This is a genomic window from Sinomonas atrocyanea, from assembly GCF_030811715.1.
Taxonomy (GTDB): Bacteria; Actinomycetota; Actinomycetes; order Actinomycetales; family Micrococcaceae; genus Sinomonas; species Sinomonas atrocyanea_A.
In genome coordinates, this window is record NZ_JAUSRH010000007.1 from 125,151 (window position 1) to 149,104 (window position 23,954).

At 70.3% G+C, this 23,954-nt stretch carries 23 protein-coding genes; 9 read left to right on the forward strand and 14 right to left on the reverse strand.

The annotated features are described in order from the left end of the window. Window positions 1-2 precede the first annotated feature (2 nt). The 6 genes from J2W21_RS12450 to J2W21_RS12475 all read right to left on the reverse strand — a co-directional run bounded on the left by J2W21_RS12450 (window position 3) and on the right by J2W21_RS12475 (window position 8,280). The gene (locus tag J2W21_RS12450) at window positions 3-1,562 is read right to left on the reverse strand and encodes an aldehyde dehydrogenase family protein (RefSeq protein WP_373423104.1); all 1,560 of its coding nucleotides are present in this window, start codon (window positions 1,560-1,562) and stop codon (window positions 3-5) included. After that, a complete protein-coding gene (locus J2W21_RS12455; RefSeq protein WP_307114825.1) occupies window positions 1,550-2,527 on the reverse strand; it encodes an ABC transporter substrate-binding protein in 978 nt (325 codons plus the stop codon). Before J2W21_RS12455 ends, J2W21_RS12450 begins: the two co-directional genes overlap by 13 nt. A 13-nt stretch (window positions 2,528-2,540) precedes the next feature. After that, window positions 2,541-4,610, reverse strand: a complete 2,070-nt coding sequence (locus J2W21_RS12460) for an ABC transporter permease (RefSeq protein WP_307114826.1) — start codon at window positions 4,608-4,610, stop codon at window positions 2,541-2,543. Beyond that, window positions 4,607-5,719, reverse strand: coding sequence for a quaternary amine ABC transporter ATP-binding protein (locus J2W21_RS12465; RefSeq protein WP_307114827.1), 1,113 nt, complete (start codon window positions 5,717-5,719; stop codon window positions 4,607-4,609). Before J2W21_RS12465 ends, J2W21_RS12460 begins: the two co-directional genes overlap by 4 nt. Next, on the reverse strand, window positions 5,716-7,395 hold the full coding sequence (gene betA, locus J2W21_RS12470) for a choline dehydrogenase (protein ID WP_307114828.1): 1,680 nt from the start codon (window positions 7,393-7,395) through the stop codon (window positions 5,716-5,718). The genes J2W21_RS12465 and betA overlap by 4 nt, the downstream gene beginning before the upstream one ends. Before the next feature lie 489 nt (window positions 7,396-7,884). After that, complete coding sequence (locus J2W21_RS12475) at window positions 7,885-8,280, reverse strand: FAD-dependent oxidoreductase (protein ID WP_307114829.1); 396 nt, start codon at window positions 8,278-8,280, stop codon at window positions 7,885-7,887. Between the two features lie 237 nt (window positions 8,281-8,517). Here J2W21_RS12475 and J2W21_RS12480 point away from each other — a divergent pair, with 237 nt between their 5' ends. The 7 genes from J2W21_RS12480 (at window position 8,518) to J2W21_RS12510 (ending at window position 13,257) form a co-directional block, all read left to right on the forward strand. Continuing rightward, on the forward strand, window positions 8,518-8,742 hold the full coding sequence (locus J2W21_RS12480; protein ID WP_307114830.1) for a hypothetical protein: 225 nt from the start codon (window positions 8,518-8,520) through the stop codon (window positions 8,740-8,742). Window positions 8,743-8,815: 73 nt separating this feature from the next. Beyond that, the gene (locus J2W21_RS12485; RefSeq protein WP_307114831.1) at window positions 8,816-9,151 is read left to right on the forward strand and encodes a hypothetical protein; all 336 of its coding nucleotides are present in this window, start codon (window positions 8,816-8,818) and stop codon (window positions 9,149-9,151) included. Window positions 9,152-9,205: 54 nt separating this feature from the next. After that, window positions 9,206-10,027, forward strand: a complete 822-nt coding sequence (locus J2W21_RS12490) for an SDR family oxidoreductase (protein WP_307114832.1) — start codon at window positions 9,206-9,208, stop codon at window positions 10,025-10,027. Between the two features lie 71 nt (window positions 10,028-10,098). Further along, a complete protein-coding gene (locus J2W21_RS12495) occupies window positions 10,099-10,866 on the forward strand; it encodes a prolipoprotein diacylglyceryl transferase (protein WP_307114833.1) in 768 nt (255 codons plus the stop codon). After that, window positions 10,863-12,485, forward strand: a complete 1,623-nt coding sequence (locus J2W21_RS12500) for a radical SAM protein (protein ID WP_307114834.1) — start codon at window positions 10,863-10,865, stop codon at window positions 12,483-12,485. Before J2W21_RS12495 ends, J2W21_RS12500 begins: the two co-directional genes overlap by 4 nt. Then, a complete protein-coding gene (locus J2W21_RS12505; RefSeq protein WP_307114835.1) occupies window positions 12,482-12,886 on the forward strand; it encodes a hypothetical protein in 405 nt (134 codons plus the stop codon). The genes J2W21_RS12500 and J2W21_RS12505 overlap by 4 nt, the downstream gene beginning before the upstream one ends. A 110-nt stretch (window positions 12,887-12,996) precedes the next feature. After that, window positions 12,997-13,257, forward strand: coding sequence for a hypothetical protein (locus J2W21_RS12510; protein ID WP_307114836.1), 261 nt, complete (start codon window positions 12,997-12,999; stop codon window positions 13,255-13,257). Between the two features lie 6 nt (window positions 13,258-13,263). On the opposite strand, the gene J2W21_RS12515 is transcribed toward J2W21_RS12510, so the two are convergent. From J2W21_RS12515 to J2W21_RS12550, 8 genes are all read right to left on the reverse strand, one after another. Beyond that, entirely contained in the window at window positions 13,264-15,423 is a 2,160-nt protein-coding gene (locus J2W21_RS12515; RefSeq protein WP_307114837.1) for an Ig-like domain-containing protein, read from the reverse strand. Next, window positions 15,420-15,917, reverse strand: a complete 498-nt coding sequence (locus tag J2W21_RS12520) for a hypothetical protein (RefSeq protein ID WP_307114838.1) — start codon at window positions 15,915-15,917, stop codon at window positions 15,420-15,422. Before J2W21_RS12520 ends, J2W21_RS12515 begins: the two co-directional genes overlap by 4 nt. A 1-nt stretch (window position 15,918) precedes the next feature. Beyond that, window positions 15,919-16,995 (reverse strand): COG1470 family protein, encoded by a 1,077-nt coding sequence (locus J2W21_RS12525; RefSeq protein WP_307114839.1) that lies wholly within the window; start codon window positions 16,993-16,995, stop codon window positions 15,919-15,921. Between the two features lie 165 nt (window positions 16,996-17,160). Continuing rightward, a complete protein-coding gene (locus J2W21_RS12530) occupies window positions 17,161-17,613 on the reverse strand; it encodes a hypothetical protein (protein ID WP_307114840.1) in 453 nt (150 codons plus the stop codon). Window positions 17,614-17,977: 364 nt separating this feature from the next. Then, window positions 17,978-18,652 carry a GntR family transcriptional regulator gene (locus J2W21_RS12535; RefSeq protein WP_307114841.1) on the reverse strand — a complete coding sequence of 225 codons (675 nt, stop codon included), beginning with the start codon at window positions 18,650-18,652 and terminating at the stop codon, window positions 17,978-17,980. Window positions 18,653-18,760: 108 nt separating this feature from the next. Then, entirely contained in the window at window positions 18,761-19,768 is a 1,008-nt protein-coding gene (locus J2W21_RS12540; RefSeq protein ID WP_307114842.1) for a transketolase family protein, read from the reverse strand. Beyond that, window positions 19,765-20,715: a transketolase gene (locus tag J2W21_RS12545; RefSeq protein ID WP_307114843.1), complete on the reverse strand. Its 951-nt coding sequence runs from the start codon at window positions 20,713-20,715 to the stop codon at window positions 19,765-19,767. The genes J2W21_RS12540 and J2W21_RS12545 overlap by 4 nt, the downstream gene beginning before the upstream one ends. A 23-nt stretch (window positions 20,716-20,738) precedes the next feature. Next, window positions 20,739-22,079: an MFS transporter gene (locus J2W21_RS12550; RefSeq protein ID WP_307114844.1), complete on the reverse strand. Its 1,341-nt coding sequence runs from the start codon at window positions 22,077-22,079 to the stop codon at window positions 20,739-20,741. Between the two features lie 183 nt (window positions 22,080-22,262). Between J2W21_RS12550 and J2W21_RS12555 the strand changes: the two genes are divergently transcribed. Together J2W21_RS12555 and J2W21_RS12560 are read left to right on the forward strand one after the other, a co-directional pair. After that, entirely contained in the window at window positions 22,263-23,087 is an 825-nt protein-coding gene (locus J2W21_RS12555; RefSeq protein ID WP_307114845.1) for a sugar phosphate isomerase/epimerase family protein, read from the forward strand. A gap of 41 nt (window positions 23,088-23,128) precedes the next feature. Next, entirely contained in the window at window positions 23,129-23,902 is a 774-nt protein-coding gene (locus J2W21_RS12560) for an SDR family NAD(P)-dependent oxidoreductase (RefSeq protein WP_307114846.1), read from the forward strand. The last annotated feature ends 52 nt before the right edge of the window (window positions 23,903-23,954 follow it).

Genomic DNA, 23,954 nt, shown 5'->3' on the forward strand with positions numbered 1-23,954 from the left:
GCCTAGCGGCCGCCTTCTCCTGTCCCCGCCTCTGCGGCGTCTGCGCCGAACCACCCGCTGGGTGCGGGGCTGAGGTTCTGCCAGACGTGCTTGGCCTCGCGGTACTCGTCGAGGCCGGCCCGGCCGAGCTCCCGGCCGATCCCGGACTTGCCGAAGCCGCCCCACTCGGCCTGCGGGACGTAGGGGTGGTAGTCGTTGATCCACACGGTCCCGTGCCGGAGGGCACCCGCCACGCGCTGGGCCCGGGAGGCATCGGAGGTCCACACCGCTCCCGCCAGCCCGTACTCGGTGTCGTTCGCGATCGCGATGGCCTCGGCCTCGTCACGGAACGTTTCCACCGTCAGCACGGGACCGAAGGATTCCTCCCGGACCACGCTCATGCCTGCACGGCAGGCGCCGAGCACGGTCGGCGGGTAGAAGAAGCCCTCCGCGAGCGGTCCCTCATCCGGGATGTAGCCGCCGCACAGGAGCTCGGCGCCCTCGGCGATGCCCGCCTGGACGTACGCATGCACCTGTTCCCTGTGCTTGGCTGAGATGAGCGGTCCGGTCTCGGCCTGGGGATCGAAGGGGCCGCCCATCCGGATTGCCCTGGCCCGCTCGACGACCACGGCCACGAAGCGCTCCGCCACCGACTCCTCGATGACGAGCCGGGCCCCGGCGGAGCAGACCTGGCCGGAGTGCAGGAAGACGGCTGTCAGGGCATTGTCGACCGCGGCATCCCAGTCTGCATCGGCGAAGACGACATTCGGGTTCTTCCCGCCGAGCTCGAAGGCCACGCGCTTGACCGTCTTCGCGGCAGCCTCCATGATCGTCTGCCCGGTGGAGAGCCCCCCGGTGAGCGAGACGAGGTCGACCCGCGGATCGGCACTCAGCGGGCCCCCCACGGAGGATCCCCTGCCGGTGACGAGATTCGCGACACCGGCCGGGACGCCGGCCTCTGCGAGCGTCTCCATCAGCAGGATAGAGGTCGACGGCGTCAGCTCGCTCGGCTTGAGAATGAACGAGTTGCCGGCCACGAGCGCGGGTGCGACCTTCCACGCTGCCTGCAGGAGCGGGTAGTTCCACGGAGCGATCAGGGCGCAGACCCCGAGCGGCTCGTAGACCACGCGGCTGATCGCATCGCGGCGTCCGGTGTCGATCACCCGGCCGACGTCGAGGCCCGCCACCTTGCCGTAGTAGCGGAAGCACGCCGCGATGTCGTCCATGTCGTACTCCGCCTCGACGAGGCGCTTGCCCGTGTCGAGCGCCTCGGCGCGGGCGTAGCGGGCCTTGTCCCGCTCGAGGAGGTCCGCGACGCGGAGCATCACGGCTCCCCGCTCGATCTCCGTCATGCGCCTCCACGGACCGCCGTCGAACGCCGCGCGGGCGCTCGCGATGGCCCGCTCTGCGTCCTGCGCAGCGCACGAGGCGACGACGGCCACCTCGCGCCCGTCCGCCGGGCAGCGGACCGTGGCCGTGGCTCCATCCGACGCCTGCTCCCAGGCGCCGTCGATGTAGAGCCCCTTCACCGGCTCGGGGCGCGTCTGCTCCATGGCCCCGGACAGGGTTGCTACTTGAGCCATGCCGCCACCTTGTCGGGGTTGGCGTCGATCCACTTCTTGGCAGCCGCGTCGGGGCTCATTCCGTCCTTCGCGATGTAGCCGGCGACCACGTTCTGGTCCTGGTTGGTCCAGTGGAAGTTCTTCACGAGGTTGTACGCCGGGCTGCCGGAGTTGGCGAACTTGGTGGAGACGACCTTGTTGAGGTCGTACTTCGGGTAGTCGCACGCGACCTTCGCCGCGTCGGCGTCGCAGCCGTTGGTGTAGGCAGGGAGGTTGACCTTCACGAGCGGCACCTCGGCCATGAACCATTGGGGTTCGTAGAAGTAGCCGATGAGGGGGGTGTGGTTCTGCTCAGCCTGGCGGAATGCCTGGATGAGCGCCGGCTCGGAGCCTGCGTAGACGACCTTGAAGTTCAGGCCGAGGTTCTTCACGAGCGCCTCGTCATTGGTGACGTAGGAGGGGTCGCCGTCGAGCAGCTGGCCCTGGCCTCCCGACTCGGAGGTCTTGAACAAGTCGGCGTACTTGTTGAGGTTCTTGGAGTCGGTGATGTCCGGGTACTGCTTCGCCATCCATGGCGGCACGTACCAGCCGATCACCCCGGTGTTGCCGGTGGAGCCTGCATCGACCGCGGTCTTCTGCTGCTTGATGTACTTGTCGGTGAGGTCGGGGTGTCCCCAGTTCTCGAGGACGGCGTCCACCTCGCCGCTGCCGAAGCCCTGCCACGCGACCTCTTCCTTGAGGGTCTTGTAGTTGACGGTGCAGCCGAGCTTCTCCTTGGCCAGGGTGCCGACGACGTAGGCGTCCGCCTCGTAGCCGACCCAGGGGTTGACGGCGACGTTGAAGGCGCCGCACTTGGCGCCCCCGCTCGCGGTGGACGAGGCGGCGGAGATGTCGCCGCCGCAGGCAGTGAGCCCGAGGAGGGCGGTGAGCAGGGCGGCGCCGCAGGCTTTCTTCTTCAGCGCCGGTGCAATGCGGGTTTTCTTCATGGCACTTCCTTGGTCAGGCCTTGCCCAGGCGGGCAGCGGCATGCTGGGTGATGCGGTCGAGCATGACTCCGAGTGCGGTGATGGCGATGCCGGCTGCGAGGCCCTTGCCGAAGAGCTGGCTCTGGGAGAAGCCGGAGACCACGAGGTAGCCGAGGCCCCCGCCTCCGACCAGTCCGCCGACCACGACCATGGACAGGACATACAGCAGGCCCTGGTTGGCGGCGAGGACCACGGCTGCCCGGGACATGGGCAGCTGGACCTTGGCGACCATCTGCCAGGAAGTGGTCCCCATCGATTCCGAGGCCTCGACCGTTACCGGCGAGACTCCGCGGATGCCGTCGGCGACGAGCTTGGTGGCGATCGGCACCCCGTAGGCGACCGCGGCAACGATCGCAGTGAACCGGGTGGGCCCGAACAGGGCCAGGGCAGGGACGAGGTACACGAAGGACGGGATGGTCTGGAACGCGTCCAGCACCGGCCGCACGATCGAGTCGACCATCCTGCTGCGCCCCATCAGCACGCCCACGATGACGGCGGCGATGACCACGAGGAAGGTCGCCACGAGCGTGGTCGCGAGGGTCTTCATGCTCTCGTTCCAGAGCCCGGTGCCGAGGATGACCGCCTCGCACACGAGCGTCGCTGCGCAGGCGCGCCGGCCGCCCAGGGCGAAGGCGATGCCGAGCAGCACGAGGGCCATGGCCCACCAGGGCGACTGCGCCAGGAGGGATTCGAGCGGGTTGACCAGGAGGGCGGTGACGGCCTCCTTGAGCCACTCCGTGAATCCGGAGAACGTGTGGACGGTCCAGTCGGTGGCCGCGGAGACGGCCTGGGCGAGCGGTCCGCCGAGGTCCGGCGAGGAGGGGAACTTCGCGAGCGCGAGGTAGTTGTGCGAGAGCCAGATGGCCGCGGCCGCGACGGCGGCACCGACGATGGCGGCGGCACGTCGTCCCTTGGGCCCGCGGAGCCCCCCGCTGCGGGAGCCGCGCTGGACGCGGGCCTCGATCCCGGAGCGCTCGGAGGCGGCCGTCGTCGTGCGGTCGAGCATGATCGCCATGAGGACGATCGCGAGGCCCGAGACGAAGGCGGAGCCGACGTCGAGCGACTGCAGCGACTGCAGCACTGGCTGCCCGAGGCCGGGACCGTTGATGAGGGCGGCGATGGTTGCCATGGACAGGGCTGCCATCGTGCACTGGTTGATGCCGACGACGATGGTGCGCCGCGCCATGGGCAGCTGCACCTTAGTCAGCGTCTGCCACGCCGTCCCGCCCATCGACGTGACGGCCTCGAGCGTGGTGGGCGAGACGTTGCGGATGCCGTGCTCGGTGATGCGCACCAGCGGCGGGAGCGAGTAGATGATCGTCGTGACGATCGCCGAGGCAGGACCGATCCCGAAGACGAGGGCCAACGGGGCAAGGTAGGCGAACGAGGGCAGCGTCTGCGCCAGGTCCAGCAGCGGAGAGAGGACCGCGGAGACGCGGTGGCTGCGCGCCATCCAGATCCCCAGCGGGGGCCCGACCACGGCGCACAGGCCGACGGCGACGAAGGTCACGATGAGCGTGTCGATGCTCTGCTGCCAGTAGCCGAAGAACCCGAACAGCAGCACGCAGGCGGCCACGAGGATCATCGAGCGGACGCCCGCGAGCACGAACGCCAGCCAGGTGAGCAGGGCAACGACCCCGAGCCAGCCGACCTCGGGCACCGGGCGCAGGGCGGAGGGCTGGCTCAGGAGGTGCTGCAGGAAGGCCACGGCGCCGTTGAGGCCGTCGGTGATGGGCTGCAGCACCGAGGTGAAGAAGGGCGACTGGCTGCGGGCGGCGTCGAAGCCGTCGCGGAGGCCGTTGAGCCACAGGTGGACGTCGGTCTTGTCCGCCCCGCCGAGCTCAAGGGTCTGGGTCCCCCGGAAGAGGCCCCACAGCACGAGCCAGGCCACCGCGACGCCGGCCAGCAGCACCGGACGCCAGTGGCGGCGGACGAGGGCTGCTGCGGATGTCGGCGGCCGGGTCGCCGGCTCCGCGCCCCGCTCGCGCGCGCCCGCGGGGGGTGCGGCGGCGGTCTTGGCGCGGTCGGTCGCGACGGTACTCATGCTGCACCGCCCTGGCCGGCCGCAGCGGAATCCTCCTCGGCCACGACCACGCGCAGGATGTCGTCGTCGTCGACCACGCCGAGGAAGCGCTCTCCGTCGTAGACCCGGACGGGCAGCGAGGACTGCAGCACCTGCCTGGCGGCGTCGCGCACCACGCAGTCCGCCTGCATCACGGGTCCCTCGAGCGATTCCTCGGACCGCGGGGGACGGACGACGTAGCGCAGGGTGAGCACGTGGGAGCGGGGGACGTCGGAGACGAAGTCGCGCACGTAGTCGTCCGCGGGGTGCGCCACGACCTCGGCCGGCGTGCCGATCTGGACGATCTCGCCGTCGCGCATGATGAGGATGCGGTCGCCGAGCTTGAGCGCCTCCTGCAGGTCGTGGGTGATGAAGACCATCGTCTTCCCCACCTCCTCGTGCAGGCGGCACACCTCGTTCTGCATGTCCCGGCGGATGAGCGGGTCCAGCGCCGAGAATGGCTCGTCGAAGAGCAGCACCTGCGGATCCACCGCCAGTGCCCGGGCCAGGCCCACACGCTGCTGCATGCCGCCCGAGAGCTGGTCGGGGAACGAGTTCTCGTAGCCGGCCAGGCCCACGAGGTCGACCATCTCCTGGGCCCGGGCGAGCCGGGCGGCCTTGCCCTCGCCGCGGACTTCGAGGCCGTAGGCGACGTTGTCGAGCACCTTCCGGTGCGGGAGGAGGCCGAACTGCTGGAACACCATGGCCATGTGGTTGCGCCGCAGGGCGCGCAGCTTGGCCTTGCTCGCACAGGTGACGTCCTCGCCGTCGATCCTCACGCTTCCCGCGGTGGGCTCGATGAGCCGCGTCAGCAGCCGCACGAGGGTCGACTTCCCGGAGCCCGAGAGCCCCATGACCACGAAGACCTCGCCCGGGGCGACCTCGAAGGAGACGTCCTTGACTGCGGCAAGGCAGCCGGTCTTGCTCTGCAGCTCTTTCCGAGTCAGGTGCTCGTCGGGCGTGCCGATGATCTTGTCGGCCTTCGCACCGAAGATCTTCCACAGGCCCTCGACCTTCAGGGCCGGCTCGGTGGAGTCCGCGCGGCGTGCCGCGCGGCGGGCAGTTTCGGGGTCCAGGGTCGGGGCGCTCATGATGCCTCCTCGAGTTGGCTGAGCGGGGTGTGGCGGTAGAAGGGTTCGCGTTCGGCCGGCAGCTCCCGGCCGAGGATGAGGTCCGAGGCCTTCTCCGCGAGCATCATCACGGGAGCGAAGATGTTGCCGTTGGTCACATACGGCATGGCGGAGGCGTCCGCGACGCGCAGCCCCTCGGTGCCGTGGACCTTCATGGTGTGGGGGTCCACGACGGCCATCGGGTCCGAGGCTGGGCCCATCTTCGCCGTGCACGAGGGGTGCAGGGCCGTCTCGGCGTCCCGGGCGACCCAGTCGAGGATCTCCTGGTCGGTCGTGACCGACGGGCCCGGAGAGATCTCGCCGCCGTTGAACGGTGCCATGGCCGGCTGCCGGAGGATCTCGCGGGAGACGTTGACGGCCTCGATCCATTCGCGGCGATCGTTCTCCGTCGAGAGGTAGTTGAACAGGATCGAGGGGCGCGCCGACGGATCCGCCGAGCGGATCCTGAGGTGACCGCGCACATCCGAGTACATGGGCCCGACGTGCACCTGGAAGCCATGCTCGACCTCGGCCTTCTTCCCGTCGTAGCGCACTGCTACGGGGAGGAAGTGGTACATGAGGTTCGGGTACGCGACGTCGTCGTTCGAGCGCACGAACCCGCCGCCCTCGAAGTGGTTCGTCGCCGCTGGGCCCTTGCGCCCCAGCAGCCACTCGAGTCCGATGAAGGGCATCCGCCAGAGGTCGAGCGAAGGCTGCTGGGAGACGGGCTGCAGGCAGGCGTGCTGGATGTAGACCTCGAGGTGGTCCTGGAGGTTCTCACCGACGCCGGCGAGGGCGACGCGCGGGGCGATGCCGACCGACCGGAGGTGGTCCGGATCGCCGATGCCGGCGAGCTGGAGCAGCTGCGGGGTGTTGAAGGCGCCGCCGCAGAGGATGACCTCTCCCGCGCTCACCGTGTGGCTCTGGCCGCCGCGGCGGTAGCTGACCCCCGTGGCGCGCGTTCCCTGGAACTCGATCCCGGTCACGGTCGCGAGCGTCTTCACCGTGACGTTGGGCCGCTTCCGGGCGGGGCGAAGGTAGCCGCGCGACGCCGAGTAGCGCTCACCCTTGTGGACGTTGCGGTCGAACGGGCCGAAGCCTTCCTGGCGGTAGCCGTTGACGTCCTCGGTGCGCGGGTAGCCGGCTTGGACGGCGGCGTCGAAGAACGCCTGGAACAGCGGGTTGGTGGCCGGCCCGCGCTCGAGGATGAGCGGGCCCTCATGGCCCCGGAAGGGGTCCTCTGGGGATGCGGCGAGGGCGTTCTCCATGCGCTTGAAGTAGGGGAGGCAGTGGGCGAAGTCCCAGCTCTCCATGCCGGGATCCGCACCCCAGCGCTCATAGTCCAGCGGGTTCCCGCGCTGGAAGATCATCCCGTTGATCGAGCTCGAGCCGCCCAGGACCTTGCCGCGGGCGTGCGCGACCCTGCGCCCGCCCATGAACGGCTCCGGATCGGACTCGTAGCGCCAGTCGTAGAACGGGTTGCCGCTCGGGAAGGTGAGGGCGGCGGGCATCTGGATGAAGAGGTCCCAGGGGTAGTCGCTGCGGCCGGCCTCGAGCACGAGCACCGTACGGTCACCGTCGGCGCTGAGCCTGTCAGCGAGGACGGACCCGGCGCTTCCGCCGCCGACGATCACGTAGTCGTACGTCGCGGCCGTCACGACGCGCGCCGTTCCGTGACCCCATCCTTCGCTGCTTCGGCTCTCTGCGGTGCAGTCGTCGTCATGTCTTCTCCTCGGGGGATAGGCGGTGCAAAGACTCGGGGATTTCAGGGGGAGAGGCGGGGGCCTCGAGGGAATTGCATAAGGTGCAACAGGCTTCGGGTGGCACAACAGTGGGCCACAGGCGAAGGGAGTGTCAAGCATTTTCGAGAGGGGTCAGAAGAATGTCACCGGCCGGAAACACCGGCCTGGATGACCCATTGACCGCCGTCGGATATCGCTTGTACGCTGGTCAGGTATATCAGTCGTATTCAGAAGGATGTGTTTTATATATCCGGCGGCCCGCTCTCCGACTGGCTGACGTCAGGGTGGTGCCGCCGACCTCTGAGGCGACCGGCTCCTCGCCGCAGGCATCCGCCTCGCCCATGACGTTCATGTCCCCGAGTCGGAGGCGTCGCTTCCGGAAGACCATGTGCGGCAGTGAGGGGCTCATCTCGACTCGCTCTGGCTCGACGAGGTGGCGCAGTTCCATTCTCCTCGCGCCTCCTCAGACGTGGCCGTCCACCGTGATCCCTGGGGGGGGGGAGGTTGGGCGACCCTCTTCCCGTCCTCGAGCACCACGGCTCCGCCCCTTGGGTTGAGGGACGCTGCACGCTGCCCGAGGACCCACTCGGCGGCGAGGTCCCCATCATCGCTCTCGAGGCGCAGCGCCTCGAGCCCGACCTTCCCGCTGAGGAAGTCCTTGCTCAGCGGCGGGCGATCATAGGGACGGTGCCGCTCCTCGCCGATCAGGATGAGCCGACCGTCGAATCCCTCAGCTCGCGCTGCGCGGGCGGCGGAGAGTCCTGCGAGGGACGAGCCTACGACGGCGAGAGTCTTCATCATGCTCCTGACATGAGCGGAACTGCGGCGAATCAATTGCGTTTGATGCAACTGGTTTCGATATGCACAACAGTGAGCGACGCCACAGACCGCCGTCAAGAGTTTTTTGAAAGGTCAGAAAGATGGCGCGCAGGCGAAACGCGCGTACTCGCGAGTAGGGCGTTGACGGCGCCAACCCGGGAATCTAGGGTGTTGATATATCAGATGCATACGAGGGATTCGACAGGGTGGTGGCCTGCGATGAAGCGGACCAGTGCACTCAAGACGCACAACGGGCGGGGCCAGCGCGAAGACTGGTCCCGCCTCATCGGCCGCACCGTGGAGGTCTGGCTCGAGGGCCAGCTCGTGGCCACGGGCGAGGTCGAGCAGGCAACGGCGGACGACTCGGTCCTCTGGCTCGCGCCGTGGGGAGTCCAGCGCCGCAAGCTCTACGACAAGTGGGGCGGATACTCGGTCTGGGCCTGACCGCTCCGACCGCGTGCAGACCCCGCCCCTCCACCTTTTGCGCAATGGCCGGCCGGCAGTAGGGTCACCGTTCATGGGGCAGAGGTCTCCTGGGTACGGCCGCGGTCCCGCACCGGGCCCGCGGCCCGGGTTCACCGGCAGCGGCTTCGGCGCGGGAATCGTCGCGGGCGCCGCCGTCCTCTTCATTGTCTACGGGGCGATCCTCGCCGCCGTCGGCACGCGTGGCGGCATCGGCACGCTCGCCTTCCTGCCGGCGTCCCTCTACCTCGCCGGGGCGCTCGTGCTCGCCATCCGCAAGGGTCCGTACCGAATCCTCGGGGCGGGCCTCCTCGTCGGCCTGGGGGTGTGGCTGTTCCTCGGCGGCGAAATCTGGCTCTCCATGCTTGCCCAGAGCGGCGGCATCGCCTGAAACCCTGTGCCGGCAGGGGTCCCCAGAAAGCTACTCGTTGGTAACCTAGGTCACATGTACCGAGGAACCCGCCTGCGCGGCGCACGCATTCTGATCACTGGAGGAGCATCCGGAATCGGCCGGCTCATGGCCCTCGAGGCAGCCCGGCGGGGCGCCGAGGTGGTGGTCTGGGACCTCTCGGACGACGGCGGCGCGGCGGTTGCCGCGGAGATCGTCGCCGCCGGGGGCCTCGCCAGCTCGTACGCCGTCGACGTCACGGACGCCGCCCGGGTCACCGCAGCGGCCCGCGAGACGGGGGACGTCGACGTGCTTGTCAACAACGCGGGCGTCGTGGCCGGAAAGCCCCTGCTCGAGGCGACCGAGGACTCCATCCGGCGCACCTTCGAGGTCAACACGCTGGCGCTCTACTGGGTGACGCGCGCGTTCCTGCCGGGCATGGTGGCGCGCCGGCGCGGCACCGTGGCGACCATCGCGAGCGCGGCGGGCCTGATCGGCGTCGCCCGCCAGACGGACTACTCGGCCTCCAAGTTCGCCGCGCTGGGCTTCACCGAGTCGCTGCGCGCCGAGCTCCGCGCCGAGGGGCACGGGGTCGGGACGCTCGTGGTCTGCCCTTACTACATCAACACGGGCATGTTCGCCGGCGTCGAGACCCGCTTCCCGCTGCTGCTGCCGATCCTCGAGGAGCAGGAGGTGGCGCTGAAGGTCATCGACGGGATCGAGTCCGGGCGGGAGCAGATCGTGCTGCCGCCGTTCGCCCGGCTCGTGCCGCTCATGCGGGCACTGCCCACACGGGCGTTCGATCGGCTGGCCGACTTCTTCGGGATCAACCGGGGTATGGACCACTTCGTGGGGCGGGTGCCGCAGAAGACCCGCTGAGCGCGAGGACAGTTGTCCACATAGGCGTGCGTCGCCGCACCGTGCAGCGCTTTCCCGCCTAGGGTGGGGCCATGACCTGGGGGTTGCCGTATGCGGGGAACGGTGTGGTCCACGGCGTGCTCATGGGCTTGGGCATCGGCGCGGCGCTGGTGTTCTACGCCTTGGAGAAGCGCCGCCGCAGCCTGGACGATCCGCGCCTGTGGGCCCTCGCAGGGTTTGCGGTGGCCTTCGGCGCGATCGGCTCGCGCATCACGTGGGACCCGACCCGCTCGATCTCCCCGGTCGACTGGTGGACCGAGGGAGACCGCAGCGTGCTCGCCGGCCTCGTGGGGGCCTGGGTGGGCGTGCACCTCGGCAAGCGGCTCCTGGGCTACCGGGAGTCCACCGGGGACCTGTTCGCCCCGGCCGTGGCGCTCGCCATGGCCATCGGCCGGATCGGGTGCCTGCTCACCGAGCTCCCCGGCACGCCCACGGGCGGCGGCTGGGGCATCGCCCTCACCCCGCAGCAGGCGGCGATGTTCGGCGCGCCGGCCCGGGTCGGGCTCCATCCTTCCTTTGCGTACGAGATCGTGTTCCACGCGGCTGCCTTCGCCCTCATGATCCGGTACCGGGGGCGCGTGCGGCGCTCCGGGGACCTCTTTGTCCTCTATGTCTCGGCGTACGCCCTCTTCCGCTTCGCCGTCGAGTTCGTGCGCGGCAACGAGGACCTCTGGCTCGGCATGAGCCGGCCGCAGTGGTTCCTCCTCGCGATGCTGCCCCTGCTCGCGTGGCGGGTGTGGAAGCTCTTCGCCGGCAGCCCGCGCACCCAGAGCATCCACCCGACAGGAGCACCGAGATGAGCCCCTCTCCACCGCGCCGCGCTCCGCTGGGCCCCGGCCAGCCGCTGCGCGGCGACCGGATCCACCGGTACGTCACGGCCTTCTGCCCCGAGTGCCATGAGGAGAACCCGCCGCTCGCGCAGGTCCGCCGGCTCGCCGGAGCCCTCATGGTCCGCGACGACCGGGTGTGGCTCGAGCGCGGCTGCCCCGACCACGGACTCGTGCGGACCCTCTATGACGAATCCCCCGAGATCCTCGCCTACCTGGAGAAGTGGCAGGCGCCGACCAAGCAGCACGTCCCGGATATGGCGCCCAACTTCCGGCCCGTGCCCGAGGCCTACGCCTTCGGGCTGCCCGCCATGCAGACGCAGCACACGTGCATCCTGCTCCAGGACGTGATCGAACACTGCAACCTGCGCTGCCCCACCTGCTTCACGGCGTCCGGACCCCAGCTGCAGGGCGTCGCCCCGCTCGAGGAGGTCCTCGCGAACGTGGACACGCGTCTGGCCCGGGAGAACGGGCGGCTCGACGTGCTCATGCTCTCGGGCGGCGAGCCCACCCTGTACCCCCAGCTGGCGGAGCTGCTCGAGGAGCTCGTGGCGCGCCCGATCGTGCGGATCATGGTCAACAGCAACGGGGTGCTGATCGCCCAGGACGACGCCCTGCTCTCGATCCTGGAGCGGCACCGCGAGCGCGTGGAGGTCTACCTGCAGTACGACGGGCCGTCGAGGGAGACCTCTGTCCACCACCGCGGCGGCGACCTCACCCGCATCAAGGACGCCGCGATCTCGCGCCTCTCGACGGCCGGGGTGTTCACGACCCTCACCATGACCGCCGCGCTCGGCGTCAACGACGGAGAGATCGGCGATGTGGTGATGCGCGCGCTCGAGACACCGTTCATGGGCGGCGTGGCCCTCCAGCCGGTCTTCGGCTCGGGCCGCGGCCACGGCATCGACCCCGCGGACCGCCTCACCCACGGCGGCGTCCTGGCGCGCCTCGAGGAGCAGACCGGCGGAGTGGTCTCATGGCATGACCTCACCGCACTGCCGTGCTCGCACCCGCACTGCGCGTCCGTCGGCTACATGCTCAAGGACGATTCGGGGGTCTGGCGGTCGCTCACCCAGCTCGTCGGCCACGACCGGCTGCTGTCATGGCTCGAGCTCGACCCGGACTCGCTTGCCAACCGGATCGCCGACAGCTCGCTGCCGCTCGGCATGCGCTCCATCATGAAGTCCTCGCTGCTGGACCTGCTCAGCGAGCAGTCCTCCCTCTCGCACCCGAGCACGGCCGAGCTGTGGAAGAACATCTGCACCCAGTGCGACCTCGGCATCGGCACCCTCACCACGCTCGCGGCCGGCTCGCTCCCGGGCCAGCACCAGCGGCTGAGGAAGCTCTTGGCCGAGCGGGTCACCCGCATCACGGTCAAGCCGTTCATGGACATCTCGACCATGATCGAGGAACGGCTCATGCAGTGCTGCGTCCACGTGGGCACCAAGAGCGATGACGGCGCCCACCAGTGCGCCCCGTTCTGCGCCGTGCAGGCGTGGCCGCAGCTCGCACGGCAGCGGATGAGCAGCGCCACGGGGGTCCCCCTGCCGCGGGCCCTCCCCCGGGAGCCTCTGCCGCTGGAGGTGCTGTGAGCGGCGAGGAGGACGCACGGCGCATCGCCTCCGGGCCGCTCCCCTCCAAGCTGGTGGGCGGCGCGGCAGATGCGGCTGCGCACGACGGCGCGCGGCCGGCGTCGTCCGGCCACTCGCCCCGGGAGGGCGGCGGCGACGGCGAGGGGGAGGCCGCGTTCGACCCGTTGCGGCTGTGCATCTTCGCGACGATTGCCCTGCTCGGCTGGCTCGCCGGCCCCGTGGCGCTCGTGGTGTTCGCCGCCGTGGGGTTCCTCGGCTACTGGAGGGCGCGGCGGGCCGGCCTGACCAGGTCAAAGTGCTACCTGCGCGACACGAGGCTCGTGCTCGCCTACCTTGCGGCGCTCACCGCCGCCGGGCTGTGGGGCATCTACTCGCTGCTGACCCGAGGGGGACTCCTGTGAGCAACCGACCGCCCGGCTGGGGCCCGCCTTCCTACCCGCCGCCCCAGCAGCCCGGCTGGCCGCCGCAGCCGCCGCCCTATCCCCCGCCCCGGAGAGGGGGCGGCTCCATCGTGGGCGGGCTCTTCGCGGGGATCGGCGCCCTCGCCCTCCTCTTCGGCCTCTCGGTGGCTCTGGGCAGCATCCGCTGGGTGCCGGGCTACCTCGGCTTCCTGCTGTTCCTCGGGTATGTGGCCGGGGCGATCGTCCTCACCGTGCGGCCGGCGACGATGCGCTTCGGCGCCGGCCTGCTGATTGCCATCGGCGCGTGGATCCTCATCGGCGCCGGCCTCTGCGTGGCCGCCCTGGTCGTGTTGCCCGCGCTGTTCCGCTAGCGCGGCTCAGAAGCCGGTGGCCGCCCCGTCTGTGAACTGCTCGGCGACGCCGTACCCGTCCACATCCCTCGGCGGGGTCGTCGAATCGGGGATGAACCCAGGCTTCCCGGCGCTGACGTTGTTGTTCGCCTGCCCGGAATTCAGCGTTCCGAGGGTGATCGTCAGGGTGGTCTCCGTCGCGTTGAGCTGCAGCGTCGCAGCGAAGACGAGGGGGCCCGCTCCAGAGCCATTGCTCTTCGCGTAGTTCGCCCCGAGCGGGACCGTCCCGAAGGGCGAACCGCAGCCTGACGTGATGTCGAGCGTGTCGAGCGGGTTCGGGGACGCGACGGTCGTGGAGATCCTGGCCGTGACGTTCGCGCTCCACAGGGATCCGGTCTGCGTCAGCCCGCAGAGGGAGCTGGGGTTCATGGGGCCACTGAAGGTGATCGTCACCTTGTCACCCTGCGCCGCCTTGCCGCTGCCGGGGTTGCCGCCCCCATTCGTGAGCTGCACGGACGTGACGCCAGGAAGGATCCTCCCGGGGGCCGTGCCGATCGACGAGTTCCCGTAGGCATCCGTTGCCTTCGCCGAGAGGGTCAACGCCCCGGACGCCAATGCGCTGAGATTGGCCTGGGCAGTCCAAATGCCCGCCGGACTCGAAGTGTTGATGGTGACGGTCTTGTTGGCGGAATCGGTCACCATGATGACGAGCGAAACCCCTGCCTCCGCGGTGCCGGAAATCGTCCAGGACGATGTCTTGCTGCTCGGAATCTGCCCCGTTCCCGCAGTGAAGGAGGGCGTCGTGGTGGTCGCCTTCTTCGTCCCGGCCGCGGTCACCGCAGCTCCGGAATTCCCGGCCCGGTCAATTGCCCCGGCCGTGTAGGTCAGCGGACCGTCACTGAGCGATGCCAGATTGAGGGCGGTGACCGACCATGCACCGGAGGCGTCCGCCGTTGCTGTCCCCGGGACCGTGTGGACGGCGCCGGCATCGGAGACGCTGAGCGAAATCGCTGCGCCCGGCTCTGCCGTGCCGCCGACTGACATTGAGGCGACGTTCGCCGACGTCACAGTGGAGGGCTGCGTGATCGTGGTCCCCGTCGGGGCCTTGGTGTCCTTGGTCGACGTCGCCGTCGCCGCCGGGCTCACGTTGCCCGCGGCGTCCTGGGCGGTCGCGGTGAACGTGACCGTTCCGTCGGCCAGGCCGGAGAGGTTGAGGTTGGTCACGGTCCAGGACCCGTTCGACTGGGCGGTGGCCGTGGCCGGGGCCATGGTGTGCCCCGCGCCGTCGGACGCCGCGAGCGTCACGGTGCTGCCGGCCTCGGCGGTCCCGGACACGGACACGGTGCCGCCCGCGCTGGCCGCGTTGATGTAGGTGGGCACCACGAGGCTCGGGGTGCCCGGCGCCTGGGTGTCGATCCTGATCGTGAGCGACTGGCTGACCGAGGCGTTCCCTGCCACATCGGTCGCGGAGTAGGTGAGCTTGTGGCCGCCGTCACCGGCCACCGGGACCGAGGCGCTCGTGCCCGCGACCGTGGCTGGCTGGCCGGCGTCGAGCGAGTAGGTGAGGGACGCGACGCCGCTGCCGCCGGCATTGTCCTGCGCCGCGAGCGTGACGACCACCGGGGTCGTGCTGTTGTAGCCGGCCGCGTTGGGCGTGGGCGAGACCGAGGCCGATACGGTCGGAGCCGAGGCGTCCGCGAGCGCGGCTCCGCTCCGAGCGCTCTCGGCCCCGGACCAATTCCCGAGCAGCGGGGTGACTGCGTAGTACCAAGTCCCGTTGGGGACGGCGGACTCGGTGCATGAGCCGGTGGTCACGACCCCGGCGCAGCCGCCGGTTGCCTGGACGGGCGCGCCCCCGGTCGCGGCGCCGTACCGGCGCACGGTGTAGCCAGACACGGCGCGGCCGCCCGCCGTCGTGCTTGCCGTCCACGCGAGGGCGACGCTCGCCTGCGTGGCGCGGGCGGACGGCGTGGAGCCCTGCTGGAGCGTGTCCGCGACGGCGAGTCCGTCCGGCGCGGTGGAGCTGGCCTGCCAGTAGGCGAAGGCCGCGGCGCCGCCGGTGACCACGAGGAGGAGGGCCGCGAACGCCGCCCAGCCGCGCCGCAGGGCGTGCCGGAGGGCGTGCCGGAGGCGGGTGGCCCGGGCCTGGCGGAGCCCGCGGGCGGGGCGGGGCTGGGTGACGGTCACTTGCGCACCTCAAGGGTCAGCGGGATGCGGAACGAGGCGCCTTGGCACCCGGGGTCTGAAGCGAGGCTCATCGCGATCGCGCCCGGGAGGACCACGGTGAGGCTCCCGTTGGCGGGGACCGTGACGGTTGGCGTCAGCGGTGCGGCCGGGTCTTGGAACGTGATGCCCGTGGCCACGCACTGGGGGTGCGCGGCGTCCGCGGTGGCGGCGCCGGCCGAAGACACGCGGTAGAGCTGTACCGCGTACGGGTTGGGGTTGGCGACGCGGACGGCGGCGTCCGCACTGCCGCCCGGGGAGATCGGCTGCTGTCCGGCGGCGGGCTGCGCGAGGGCCTGCGTGCTGAGGACCTGGAGCTGGCCCGCGGTCTGCAACCCAGATCCGGAACCGGAGGTGGCCCAGTACGCCGAGGCCGCTGCGCCGCCGGCAAGGACGAGTGCAGTGGCGGCTGCCGCGACGGCGGCCGGCCGGCGTGTGAGCTGCGAGATTGTTCCCATCTCAGTTCCCCCCGGATCCGGAATATGCCAGCTGGAGGGTTGCACCCTTGCACCCGTCCTGGTTGGCGGCGGTATCGAGCATGGTGATCTTCGGCCACTGGCTCGTTGGCACCCCCAAGGAAGCGAGGGAGGCAGTTCCGCCCGCCGCGACCGTCTGGGGGTAGGGGCCGCTGTACTGGGCGACGGCGAAGTCCGCCACCGTGCACGGCAGGTTCTTGGCGACAGCGGTCGCGGTCCTCGTGACGCCGGTGAGGGTCACGGAGAGATTGGTGACCGAGAGGGCCTGGTTGTTCGGATTGCTGATGCTCAGGCCCACCGGCTGCGTCACCCCGGGCGCTATCCCCGGGGTGATGGTGCCCGCGAGGGTGAAGGCCTTGGGGCTGCTGAGGATCGCGAGCTGAACGCTCGCGGACGCGGACCTCGTGGCCCCGGTGGCATCCTGGCCAGAGGCGCCGATGGCGAGTGTCGCCGTCGTCGCCTTCGCTGAAGGGTCGACGCTGAGCTGGAGCGACGAGGTGGAGCCGGAGGTGCTGGCCGGGGCGAACACCGCGGTGACGCCGGGCGGCAGCCCCGCGACGGTGAAGCCGACCGGGCCCGTGAGGTTGGTCCGCGTGAGGCCGAGATCGTAGACGCCGCTCGACCCTGCCGCGAGTGAGAGCGAAGCAGGCGTACTGGCAAGCGCGAGGGATCCGGAGAGCGGGGTGTTCACGGTCAGCCCCGCCGTGGCGGACGAGGTGGTCTTCCCCGACGTACCGACGATCTGGAGGTCGTTCGCGCCTGCCGGGGTGGACGAGGTGGTCGTCACGGTGAGGGTCGAGGTCGTCGTCGAACCGGACGTGAGGGCGATGCTCGACGGCGCGAAGCCGGCGGTCGCTGCGGCCGGCAGCGAGCCTGCCGTGAGCGCCACGGGACCGGCAAAGCCGTTCTGCGACGAGACGGTGATGGTGTATGACGCCGCGGACCCGCGGACCACCGATTGGCTGGCCGGCGACACCTGGATGGTGAACGCCGGTTTGGCCGCCTGCCCTGCGGCCAGCAGCGCGCCGGCTGGCAGCACCACACCGAGCAGGCTGATCACCGCGATGACGATTGCTCTCCTGACACCCCGCGGCAAACCCGCCACGAGCTTCCCCAGACCCCGCACGCTTACGTCCCCTCTGGCCGGCGATGCCGGCTGTCGTCCACGACCGAAGCGGCCCCGGATCGGACGGGATCAGGCCCGTCCCATCCGGGGCACGAACTGCTAGTTGCTGGTCACGTTGACCGTGATGGTCGCGCCCTTGCACGCATCCTGGTTGGCGGCGTCGTCAAGGAACGTCAGCGTGCCGGTGCCGACCCGGGTGCCCGTGGACTTCGCGGCGACGTTCGTGTTGGACGTATCCGCCGTGACCGTGAACCACGCCGGCAGGCACTTGGCGTCGCTCGTTGCGACGGTGGCGGTGAGAGCGCCCACGACAGTGCTCGAATCGTTGGCGTTGTCCGCGGTGTACGTCACGGCGGTGTTCTGGCCCGGCGTGAGGCCAGCGGCGTACGAGGCGTGCAGGACGACCGTTTGGCCGCCGGCCGACGCCGCGGCGTTACCGGTACCGGTACCGGTGGTGGTCCAGTATGCGATGGCGGCTGTGCCGCCGATGCCGACCAGGCCGACGGTAGCGACAGCGATCGCCGCCTTGCGCTTGAGAGACAGCTTGCTCATGGGAATGCTCCTTCGTGATGGGAGGAACAGCGCGATACGAGCGGCGAAAGCCGAAGACCCCCACTGTTCAGACACTTCGCGGACCCGGATCGGATGATCTTTCAAGCCCGATGCGAAGACTTTTTCAGCCCATCAGGAGCGTGAGAACACGTAGTTGTACCTGTTCTTTTCGAGGGCGCCTCGAAAGCGGTACTTGGATTCCTACGCACCGGTAGGTGCGCGGAAGGGCGGCTCTTAGGCCGCGCCGTGCCGGCGCCCAGAAGAGTTGGGGGCCCTGCGGGCCGAGTAGGTGGTGCCACAGAAGGGCCCGGCGCCAAGGAAGGACGCCGGGCCGTGCGGGCAGGAATTCTCAGCCGAAAGGCGCCTAGAGTGCGGGGGCTACGTCGCTGACGAGGTTGTCCGACGCGGAGTCCATGTGGGCCAGGATCGTCTCGCGCGCCGTGGCGGCATCTCCGGACTCGACCGCGTCCACGATGGCCCGGTGCCGGTCCACGCTCATGTTGCTCGTGGCCCGCTCGAGCCCGGCGAACATGATCGACATGCGGATGGACCCCTCGAGTGACTGCCATTGGTGGAGGAGGGTCTCGTTCCCGGAGAGCCGGCACAGGAGCCGGTGGAAGTCCAGGTCTGCCTCGATCCTGTCCTCGAGGGACCGCCCCGCGGCCTCGTCCATGCGCTCGAGCGCGTCCCGGAGCTCGCCCACGGCCTTGGCCCGGCGCGGCTGCTCGATGAGAGTGCGCGCGGCAAGGGACTCGAGGGCCCCGCGTACCGCGAAGATGTCCCGGATCTCCTTCGCGTCGAGGTGCCGCACGCTCAGCCGGCCGCGCGGGCCCGCCGAGGCCAGGCCCTCCTGCTCGAGCTGCCTCAGGGCCTCGCGGAGCGTCCCCCGGCTGATGCCGAGCATCTCGGAGAGCTCGGTTTCCACGAGGTGCTGGCCCTGCGCGAGCTCCCCCGACGTGATGGCGCGGCGGAGCGCGGCGAGCGCCTGCTCGCGCAGGCTCCGCTTCTCGAGGCCCAGCAGGGATGCTGCAACAGCCATGGGTTCCTCCCCTGGTGTGTCGACTGTCACCCGACAGCCGTTGACACTCATGATAGGGCGGGCGAGGGCCCGAGGACCCCCGCCCGCCGGGTGATTCGGGCGCCCGTCTCAGCCGAGCTCGGCCAGCACCTTCGCGACGATCCGGTCCACGCTGAGCCCGTACTTGGTGTGCAGCGTGGGCAGGGCCCCGGCGTCGAGGAACTCGTCCGGGAGGCCGACCGGGACCACGCGGCGCGTCCGGCCGGCACGGACCAGCGCGGAGGCGACGGTCTCGAACAGGCCGCCCACCACCGTGTGGTTCTCGAGCGTGAGCGCGAGCCGGTCCCCCGCCAGCTCGGCGAGGACGGTGGCCTCGTCGAAGGGCTTGATCGTCGGGGTGTGGACGACGGCGACGTCCACCTTGTGCTTCTCGAGCTCGGCCGCCGCCTGGAGCGCCCGCATGGTCATGAGCCCCGAGGAGACGAACACGACGTCGTTGCCCCCGCGCAGGACCTTGGCCTTGCCGAGCTCGAACTCGTAGTCGTACTCGTCCAGGACGGTGGGCACCTTGCCCCGCAGGAGGCGCAGGTAGGTGGGCCCGTCCGAGGCCGCGAGCTGCGGGACGGCGGCGGCGATGTCCACCGAGTCGCAGGGGTCCACGATGGTCAGGTTGGGCATGCCGCGGAAGATCGCCATGTCCTCCGTGGCCTGGTGCGAGGGCCCGTACCCGGTGGTCAGGCCCGGCAGTCCGCCGACGATGTTGACGTTCAGGTTCGGCTCGGCGATGTCGAGGCAGATGAAGTCGTACGCGCGCCGGGCCGCGAAGACCGAGTAGGTCGAGGCGAACGGCACGAGGCCGGCCTCCGCCATGCCCGCGGCCGCCCCGAAGAGCAGCTGCTCCGCCATGCCCATCTGGAAGAACTTCTCCGGGTGGGCCTCGGCGAAGATGTGCATGTCCGTGTACTTGCCCAGGTCCGCAGTGAGGCCTACGATCCGCGGGTCGGCCTCGGCGGCCGCGGCGAGCGCGTGCCCGAACGGCGCCGGGGCCGTCTTCTGGCCCGGGTCCGCGAAGGAGGCGATCATCGCCGAGGTCTTCAGCTTCGGTGCTGCGCCCGTTGCCACTGCTGCCGTGCTCATGCCTTCTCCTCCTGGCTGCCGCGCTGGCCGGCCGCTTCCTGGCCGGCCGCTTCCTGCCGGGCGGCCCAGCCCGCCTCGAGCTGCTCGTTGCAGATTGCCCACTCGTGCTCCTCGATGCGCATGAAGTGCGCCTTCTCGCGCTGCTCGAGCAGCGGCACGCCGCGCCCCACCTTCGTGTCGCAGAGCACGACGGCGGGTGCGCCCTCGCCGTCGTCCGTCACCGCGGAACCCTGCCCGGCGGCGTCGAACGCCTCGAGGAGGGCGCCGACGTCGTTGCCGTCCACGCGGAACACGCGCCACCCGCACGCGGCCCACTTGTCCGCGACCGGCTCGGTGCGCAGCACGCCCGCGGTCGCGCCGTCGGCCTGGAGTGCGTTGATGTCCACGACGGCGGTGAGCCGGCCGAGGCGGTGGTGCGCGGCGCCCATGGCGGCCTCCCACGTGGACCCCTCGTCGAGCTCGCCGTCGGAGAGGAAGTTGATCACCCGGGCGGCGTTGCCGCGGTAGCGAAGCCCGAGCGCGAGCCCGACCGCGACCGTGAGACCGTGCCCGAGCGAGCCGCCCGAGATCTCCATGCCCGGGGTGTAGGTGGACATGCCGGACATCGGCAGGCGCGAGCCGTCCGAGCCGTAGGTCTCGAGCTCCTCGACCGGGATGGTCCCGGCCTCGGCGAGCGCCGCGTAGAGCCCGATCGCGTAGTGGCCGGTGGAGAGGAGGAACCGGTCGCGGTCCTCCCATGCGGGGTCCTCGGGGCGGAAGCGGAGCTGGTCCGTGTACACGGTGGCCAGGATGTCTGCGGCGCCGAGGGCCTGGCCCACGTAGCCCTGGCCCTGGACCTCGCCCATGAAGAGGGCGTGGCGGCGGATCCTGTGCGCGGCGGCCTCGACGGCGGCGCGGCGCTCGGCCATGCCTGCGGGGGTGCGGGTCTCGAGTGTCGATGAGGTCATCGGTGGAGTCTTCCTCGGTTCCTTCAGTGGTTGTGCGCCGGGGCGGGCGTCTGGGACGAGGCCAGCTCGGCGGCCTCACGCTCGCGGCGGCCCCAGGTCTCGCGGGTCACGAGCGCGGCCCAGAGGCCGATCGCGCCGTAGGCGCTGAAGAGCAGGGCAGGCCCGAGCCAGCCGAAGCTGACGAACAGCAGGGTGGTGATGAACGGCGTGAAGCCGGAAACCATGGCGGAGATCTGGTACGCGAGCGAGGCGCCCGAGGAGCGGGTCTTGGCCTGGAACAGCTCGGGGAACCAGGCGCCCTGGGCGCCCGCGAGGGAGTTCTGGCAGATGGCGTAGGCGATCACGATCGTGGCCACGATGAACAGGAACATACCGGTGTTGACCAGCAGGAACATCGGCACGCCGAACAGCACGGCGAAGGCGCAGGACCACACGTACACCGGGCGGCGGCCCACCTTGTCCGTCAGGGCGCCCCACTTCCAGGTGGCGATGATGCCGACGGCGGAGGCGATGCACAGGGCGATGAGCGTCTGGTTCTTGTCCGCGAGCTTGGACGAGTTGATGTAGGAGATCATGTACGTGATCGACACGGCGTAGCCGGCCGTCTCCGCGATGCGCAGGCCGATGCCGCGCACGATGTTGCGCCAGTCCTCGCGGATCACCTGGCTGATGGGGGACTTGGCGATCTCGCCGCGGTCCCTGACGTCCTCGAACACGGGCGACTCGGGGACCTTGGACCGGATGATGAGGCCCACGATGACGAGCGCGAGGCTCGCGAGGAACGGGATGCGCCAGGCCCACTCGTCGCCGAGGTGGACGCTGAAGAGGAACACGAGGTTGGCCAGCAGCAGCCCCACGGGGAAGCCGGCCTGCACGATGCCGGTCACGGCGCCCTTGCGCCGCCAGGGGGCGTGCTCGTAGCTCATGAGGATCGCGCCGCCCCACTCGGCACCGAACGCGAGGCCCTGGATGATCCGGACGGCAACGAGCAGCACGGGGGCGAGGATGCCCACCGCGGCGTAGGTGGGCAGCAGCCCGATCGCGAACGTCGCGAGGCCCATGATGATGAGCGAGGTCACCAGGACGGGCTTGCGGCCCAGGCGGTCACCGAGGTGGCCGCCGATGATGCCGCCGAGCGGGCGGGCGGCGAAGCCGACGCCGAGCGTGGCGAACGAGGCCAGCGTTCCCGTGACCGGATCGGCGCCGGGGAAGAAGGCGTGGTTGAAGTAGAGGGCTGCCGCGGTGCCGAAGCCGATGAAGTCGTAGGTCTCGATGACGGCCCCGACGGCAGAGCCGACGGCGACGCGCTTGGCGTCCTTCGTGCCGTGGACCGGGCCGCGCATGGCCAGAGCCTCGTTGCTCATTGCGTTCCTTCCGGAGTGGGTTCTCTGACTGCCGCCGTCCCTGTTGACAGTCGACATGATATGCCAGTGTGCTTCGCGTCACCTCGCACTGTCAACAGTCGACGCTCGAGGTTGACTGTCGACAACGATTCCCCCTACCGTGGTTGACGTCACACCACAGCTCCATCCCCTGGAGGGACATCGATGTTCCACGACCGACTCGGCTGCTCGTCGATCAGCTTCCGGCACCTGCCGCTCACCGAGGCCCTGGCCACCATGGCCGGGCTCGGCTTCGAGGAGATCGACCTCGGCGCGCTGCCCGGCGTGTGCGACCACGTCCGGTTCGAGATCACCGATGCGGACATCGCGGAGGTTGCGGCCCGCGTGGCGGACTCGGGCCTGCGCGTCCGCTCGGTCAACGGGGACATCGGCGACCTCAATGCGACGCTCGACGGCGCACGGCTGGCCGCGCGGGCCGCACATCTCGACCGCCTGCTCACCCTGACCCGCGCGGTCGGGGCGGAGGCGCTCGTGCTCCCCTGCGGTGCCCTGGACCCGCAGCCGGTCCAGAGCCTCGGCGAGGACATCGACCTCGTGGCCCAGCAGCTCGCGGTGGCCGGCGAGCGCGCGGCTGCGTTCGGCGTCGGGCTCTGGACCGAGTCCCTGCACTACTACCGCCTGTGCGGGACCCTCGACCGCGCCCTAGCCCTCGCGGACCGGCTCGCGGGCACCCGGGTGCGGCACGTCGTCGACCTCTCCCACGTTGTCGCCTCGGGCAGCCGGCCCGAGCAGGCCATAGGCGCCCTCGCCGGCCGGATCGCCCACGTCCACCTCCGCGACGCGGTGCCCGGGAACATCAACCTCAGCATCGGCAATGGCTCCGTGGACTTCGCCGGCGCCCTCGCCGCACTGCGCGGGGCCGGCTTCCACGGGCACTTCTCGCTCGAGCTCGAGGCCCACGACCTCACGCACGAGGAGCGGCCTGCGGCCGCGGCCAAGGCCGCGAGCTTCATCTCCGACCTCATCTAGACCCCGCCACGACCTCACTGAGCAGAACAGAAGGAACCACCATGAGCAGCATCCAGCGCACCGCCGTCCTCACCGGCGCCACCTCCGAGAAGGGCATCGGCCTCGCCACCGCCCGCCGCTATGCCCGCGAGGGCTGGGGCGTGGTCATCCTGGACCTCGACGGCGAGAAGTCCGCGAAGACCGCCCAGGACATCGCGAACGAGTTCAATGTCCCCGCGTTCGGCCACCAGATCGACGTCGCGGACGAGGCCTCGGTCGCCGCCGCGGCCGGCGCCGTGGCCGCCGAGGTCGCCGCCGGCCGCCTGCCCGTGGTCGGGGCACTCGCCAACATCGCCGGCATCACCTCGCCCGTGCCGTTCCTCGAGACGGACCTCGCCCTGTGGAACAAGGTCATGGCGGTCAATGCCACCGGCACCTACCTCGTCACCAAGGCGTTCCTGCCTGCCATGATCGAGGCCGGCTGGGGCCGGATCGTGAACATGTCCTCCGTCTCCGCCCAGCGCGGCGGCGGCGTGTTCGGAAAGGTCCCCTACTCCGCCGCCAAGGCCGCCATCCTCGGCTTCACCAAGGCCCTGGCCCGCGAGATCGCCCCGAGCGGCATCACCGTCAACGCCATCACCCCCGGCGCCGTGGACACCAACATCCGCGTGGGCAGCACCGAGGAGCAGGAGGCCGCGATCGCCCGCGACATCCCGCTCGGCCGCACCGCCACGACCGAGGAGATCGCCTCCGTCATCACGTGGCTCTCCTCCGACGGCGCCTCCTACCTCACGGGCACCACGGTGGACATCAACGGCGGCAGCCACATCCACTGACCCCGGGCGGTCAGGTCGAGCGGGGTTTCGACTCCGCTCAACCACCACCGGG

Bases quoted from the DNA above. Each gene is read 5' to 3' on its own strand.
- J2W21_RS12450 (WP_373423104.1), bottom strand. From the start codon at position 1,562: ATGGCTCAAGTAGCAACCCTGTCCGGGGCCATGGAGCAGACGCGCCCC.
- J2W21_RS12455 (WP_307114825.1), bottom strand. From the start codon at position 2,527: ATGAAGAAAACCCGCATTGCACCGGCGCTGAAGAAGAAAGCCTGCGGC.
- J2W21_RS12460 (WP_307114826.1), bottom strand. From the start codon at position 4,610: ATGAGTACCGTCGCGACCGACCGCGCCAAGACCGCCGCCGCACCCCCC.
- J2W21_RS12465 (WP_307114827.1), bottom strand. From the start codon at position 5,719: ATGAGCGCCCCGACCCTGGACCCCGAAACTGCCCGCCGCGCGGCACGC.
- J2W21_RS12475 (WP_307114829.1), bottom strand. From the start codon at position 8,280: ATGATGAAGACTCTCGCCGTCGTAGGCTCGTCCCTCGCAGGACTCTCC.
- J2W21_RS12480 (WP_307114830.1), top strand. From the start codon at position 8,518: ATGAAGCGGACCAGTGCACTCAAGACGCACAACGGGCGGGGCCAGCGC.
- J2W21_RS12485 (WP_307114831.1), top strand. From the start codon at position 8,816: ATGGGGCAGAGGTCTCCTGGGTACGGCCGCGGTCCCGCACCGGGCCCG.
- J2W21_RS12490 (WP_307114832.1), top strand. From the start codon at position 9,206: ATGTACCGAGGAACCCGCCTGCGCGGCGCACGCATTCTGATCACTGGA.
- J2W21_RS12495 (WP_307114833.1), top strand. From the start codon at position 10,099: ATGACCTGGGGGTTGCCGTATGCGGGGAACGGTGTGGTCCACGGCGTG.
- J2W21_RS12500 (WP_307114834.1), top strand. From the start codon at position 10,863: ATGAGCCCCTCTCCACCGCGCCGCGCTCCGCTGGGCCCCGGCCAGCCG.
- J2W21_RS12520 (WP_307114838.1), bottom strand. From the start codon at position 15,917: ATGGGAACAATCTCGCAGCTCACACGCCGGCCGGCCGCCGTCGCGGCA.
- J2W21_RS12530 (WP_307114840.1), bottom strand. From the start codon at position 17,613: ATGAGCAAGCTGTCTCTCAAGCGCAAGGCGGCGATCGCTGTCGCTACC.
- J2W21_RS12535 (WP_307114841.1), bottom strand. From the start codon at position 18,652: ATGGCTGTTGCAGCATCCCTGCTGGGCCTCGAGAAGCGGAGCCTGCGC.
- J2W21_RS12540 (WP_307114842.1), bottom strand. From the start codon at position 19,768: ATGAGCACGGCAGCAGTGGCAACGGGCGCAGCACCGAAGCTGAAGACC.
- J2W21_RS12545 (WP_307114843.1), bottom strand. From the start codon at position 20,715: ATGACCTCATCGACACTCGAGACCCGCACCCCCGCAGGCATGGCCGAG.
- J2W21_RS12550 (WP_307114844.1), bottom strand. From the start codon at position 22,079: ATGAGCAACGAGGCTCTGGCCATGCGCGGCCCGGTCCACGGCACGAAG.
- J2W21_RS12555 (WP_307114845.1), top strand. From the start codon at position 22,263: ATGTTCCACGACCGACTCGGCTGCTCGTCGATCAGCTTCCGGCACCTG.
- J2W21_RS12560 (WP_307114846.1), top strand. From the start codon at position 23,129: ATGAGCAGCATCCAGCGCACCGCCGTCCTCACCGGCGCCACCTCCGAG.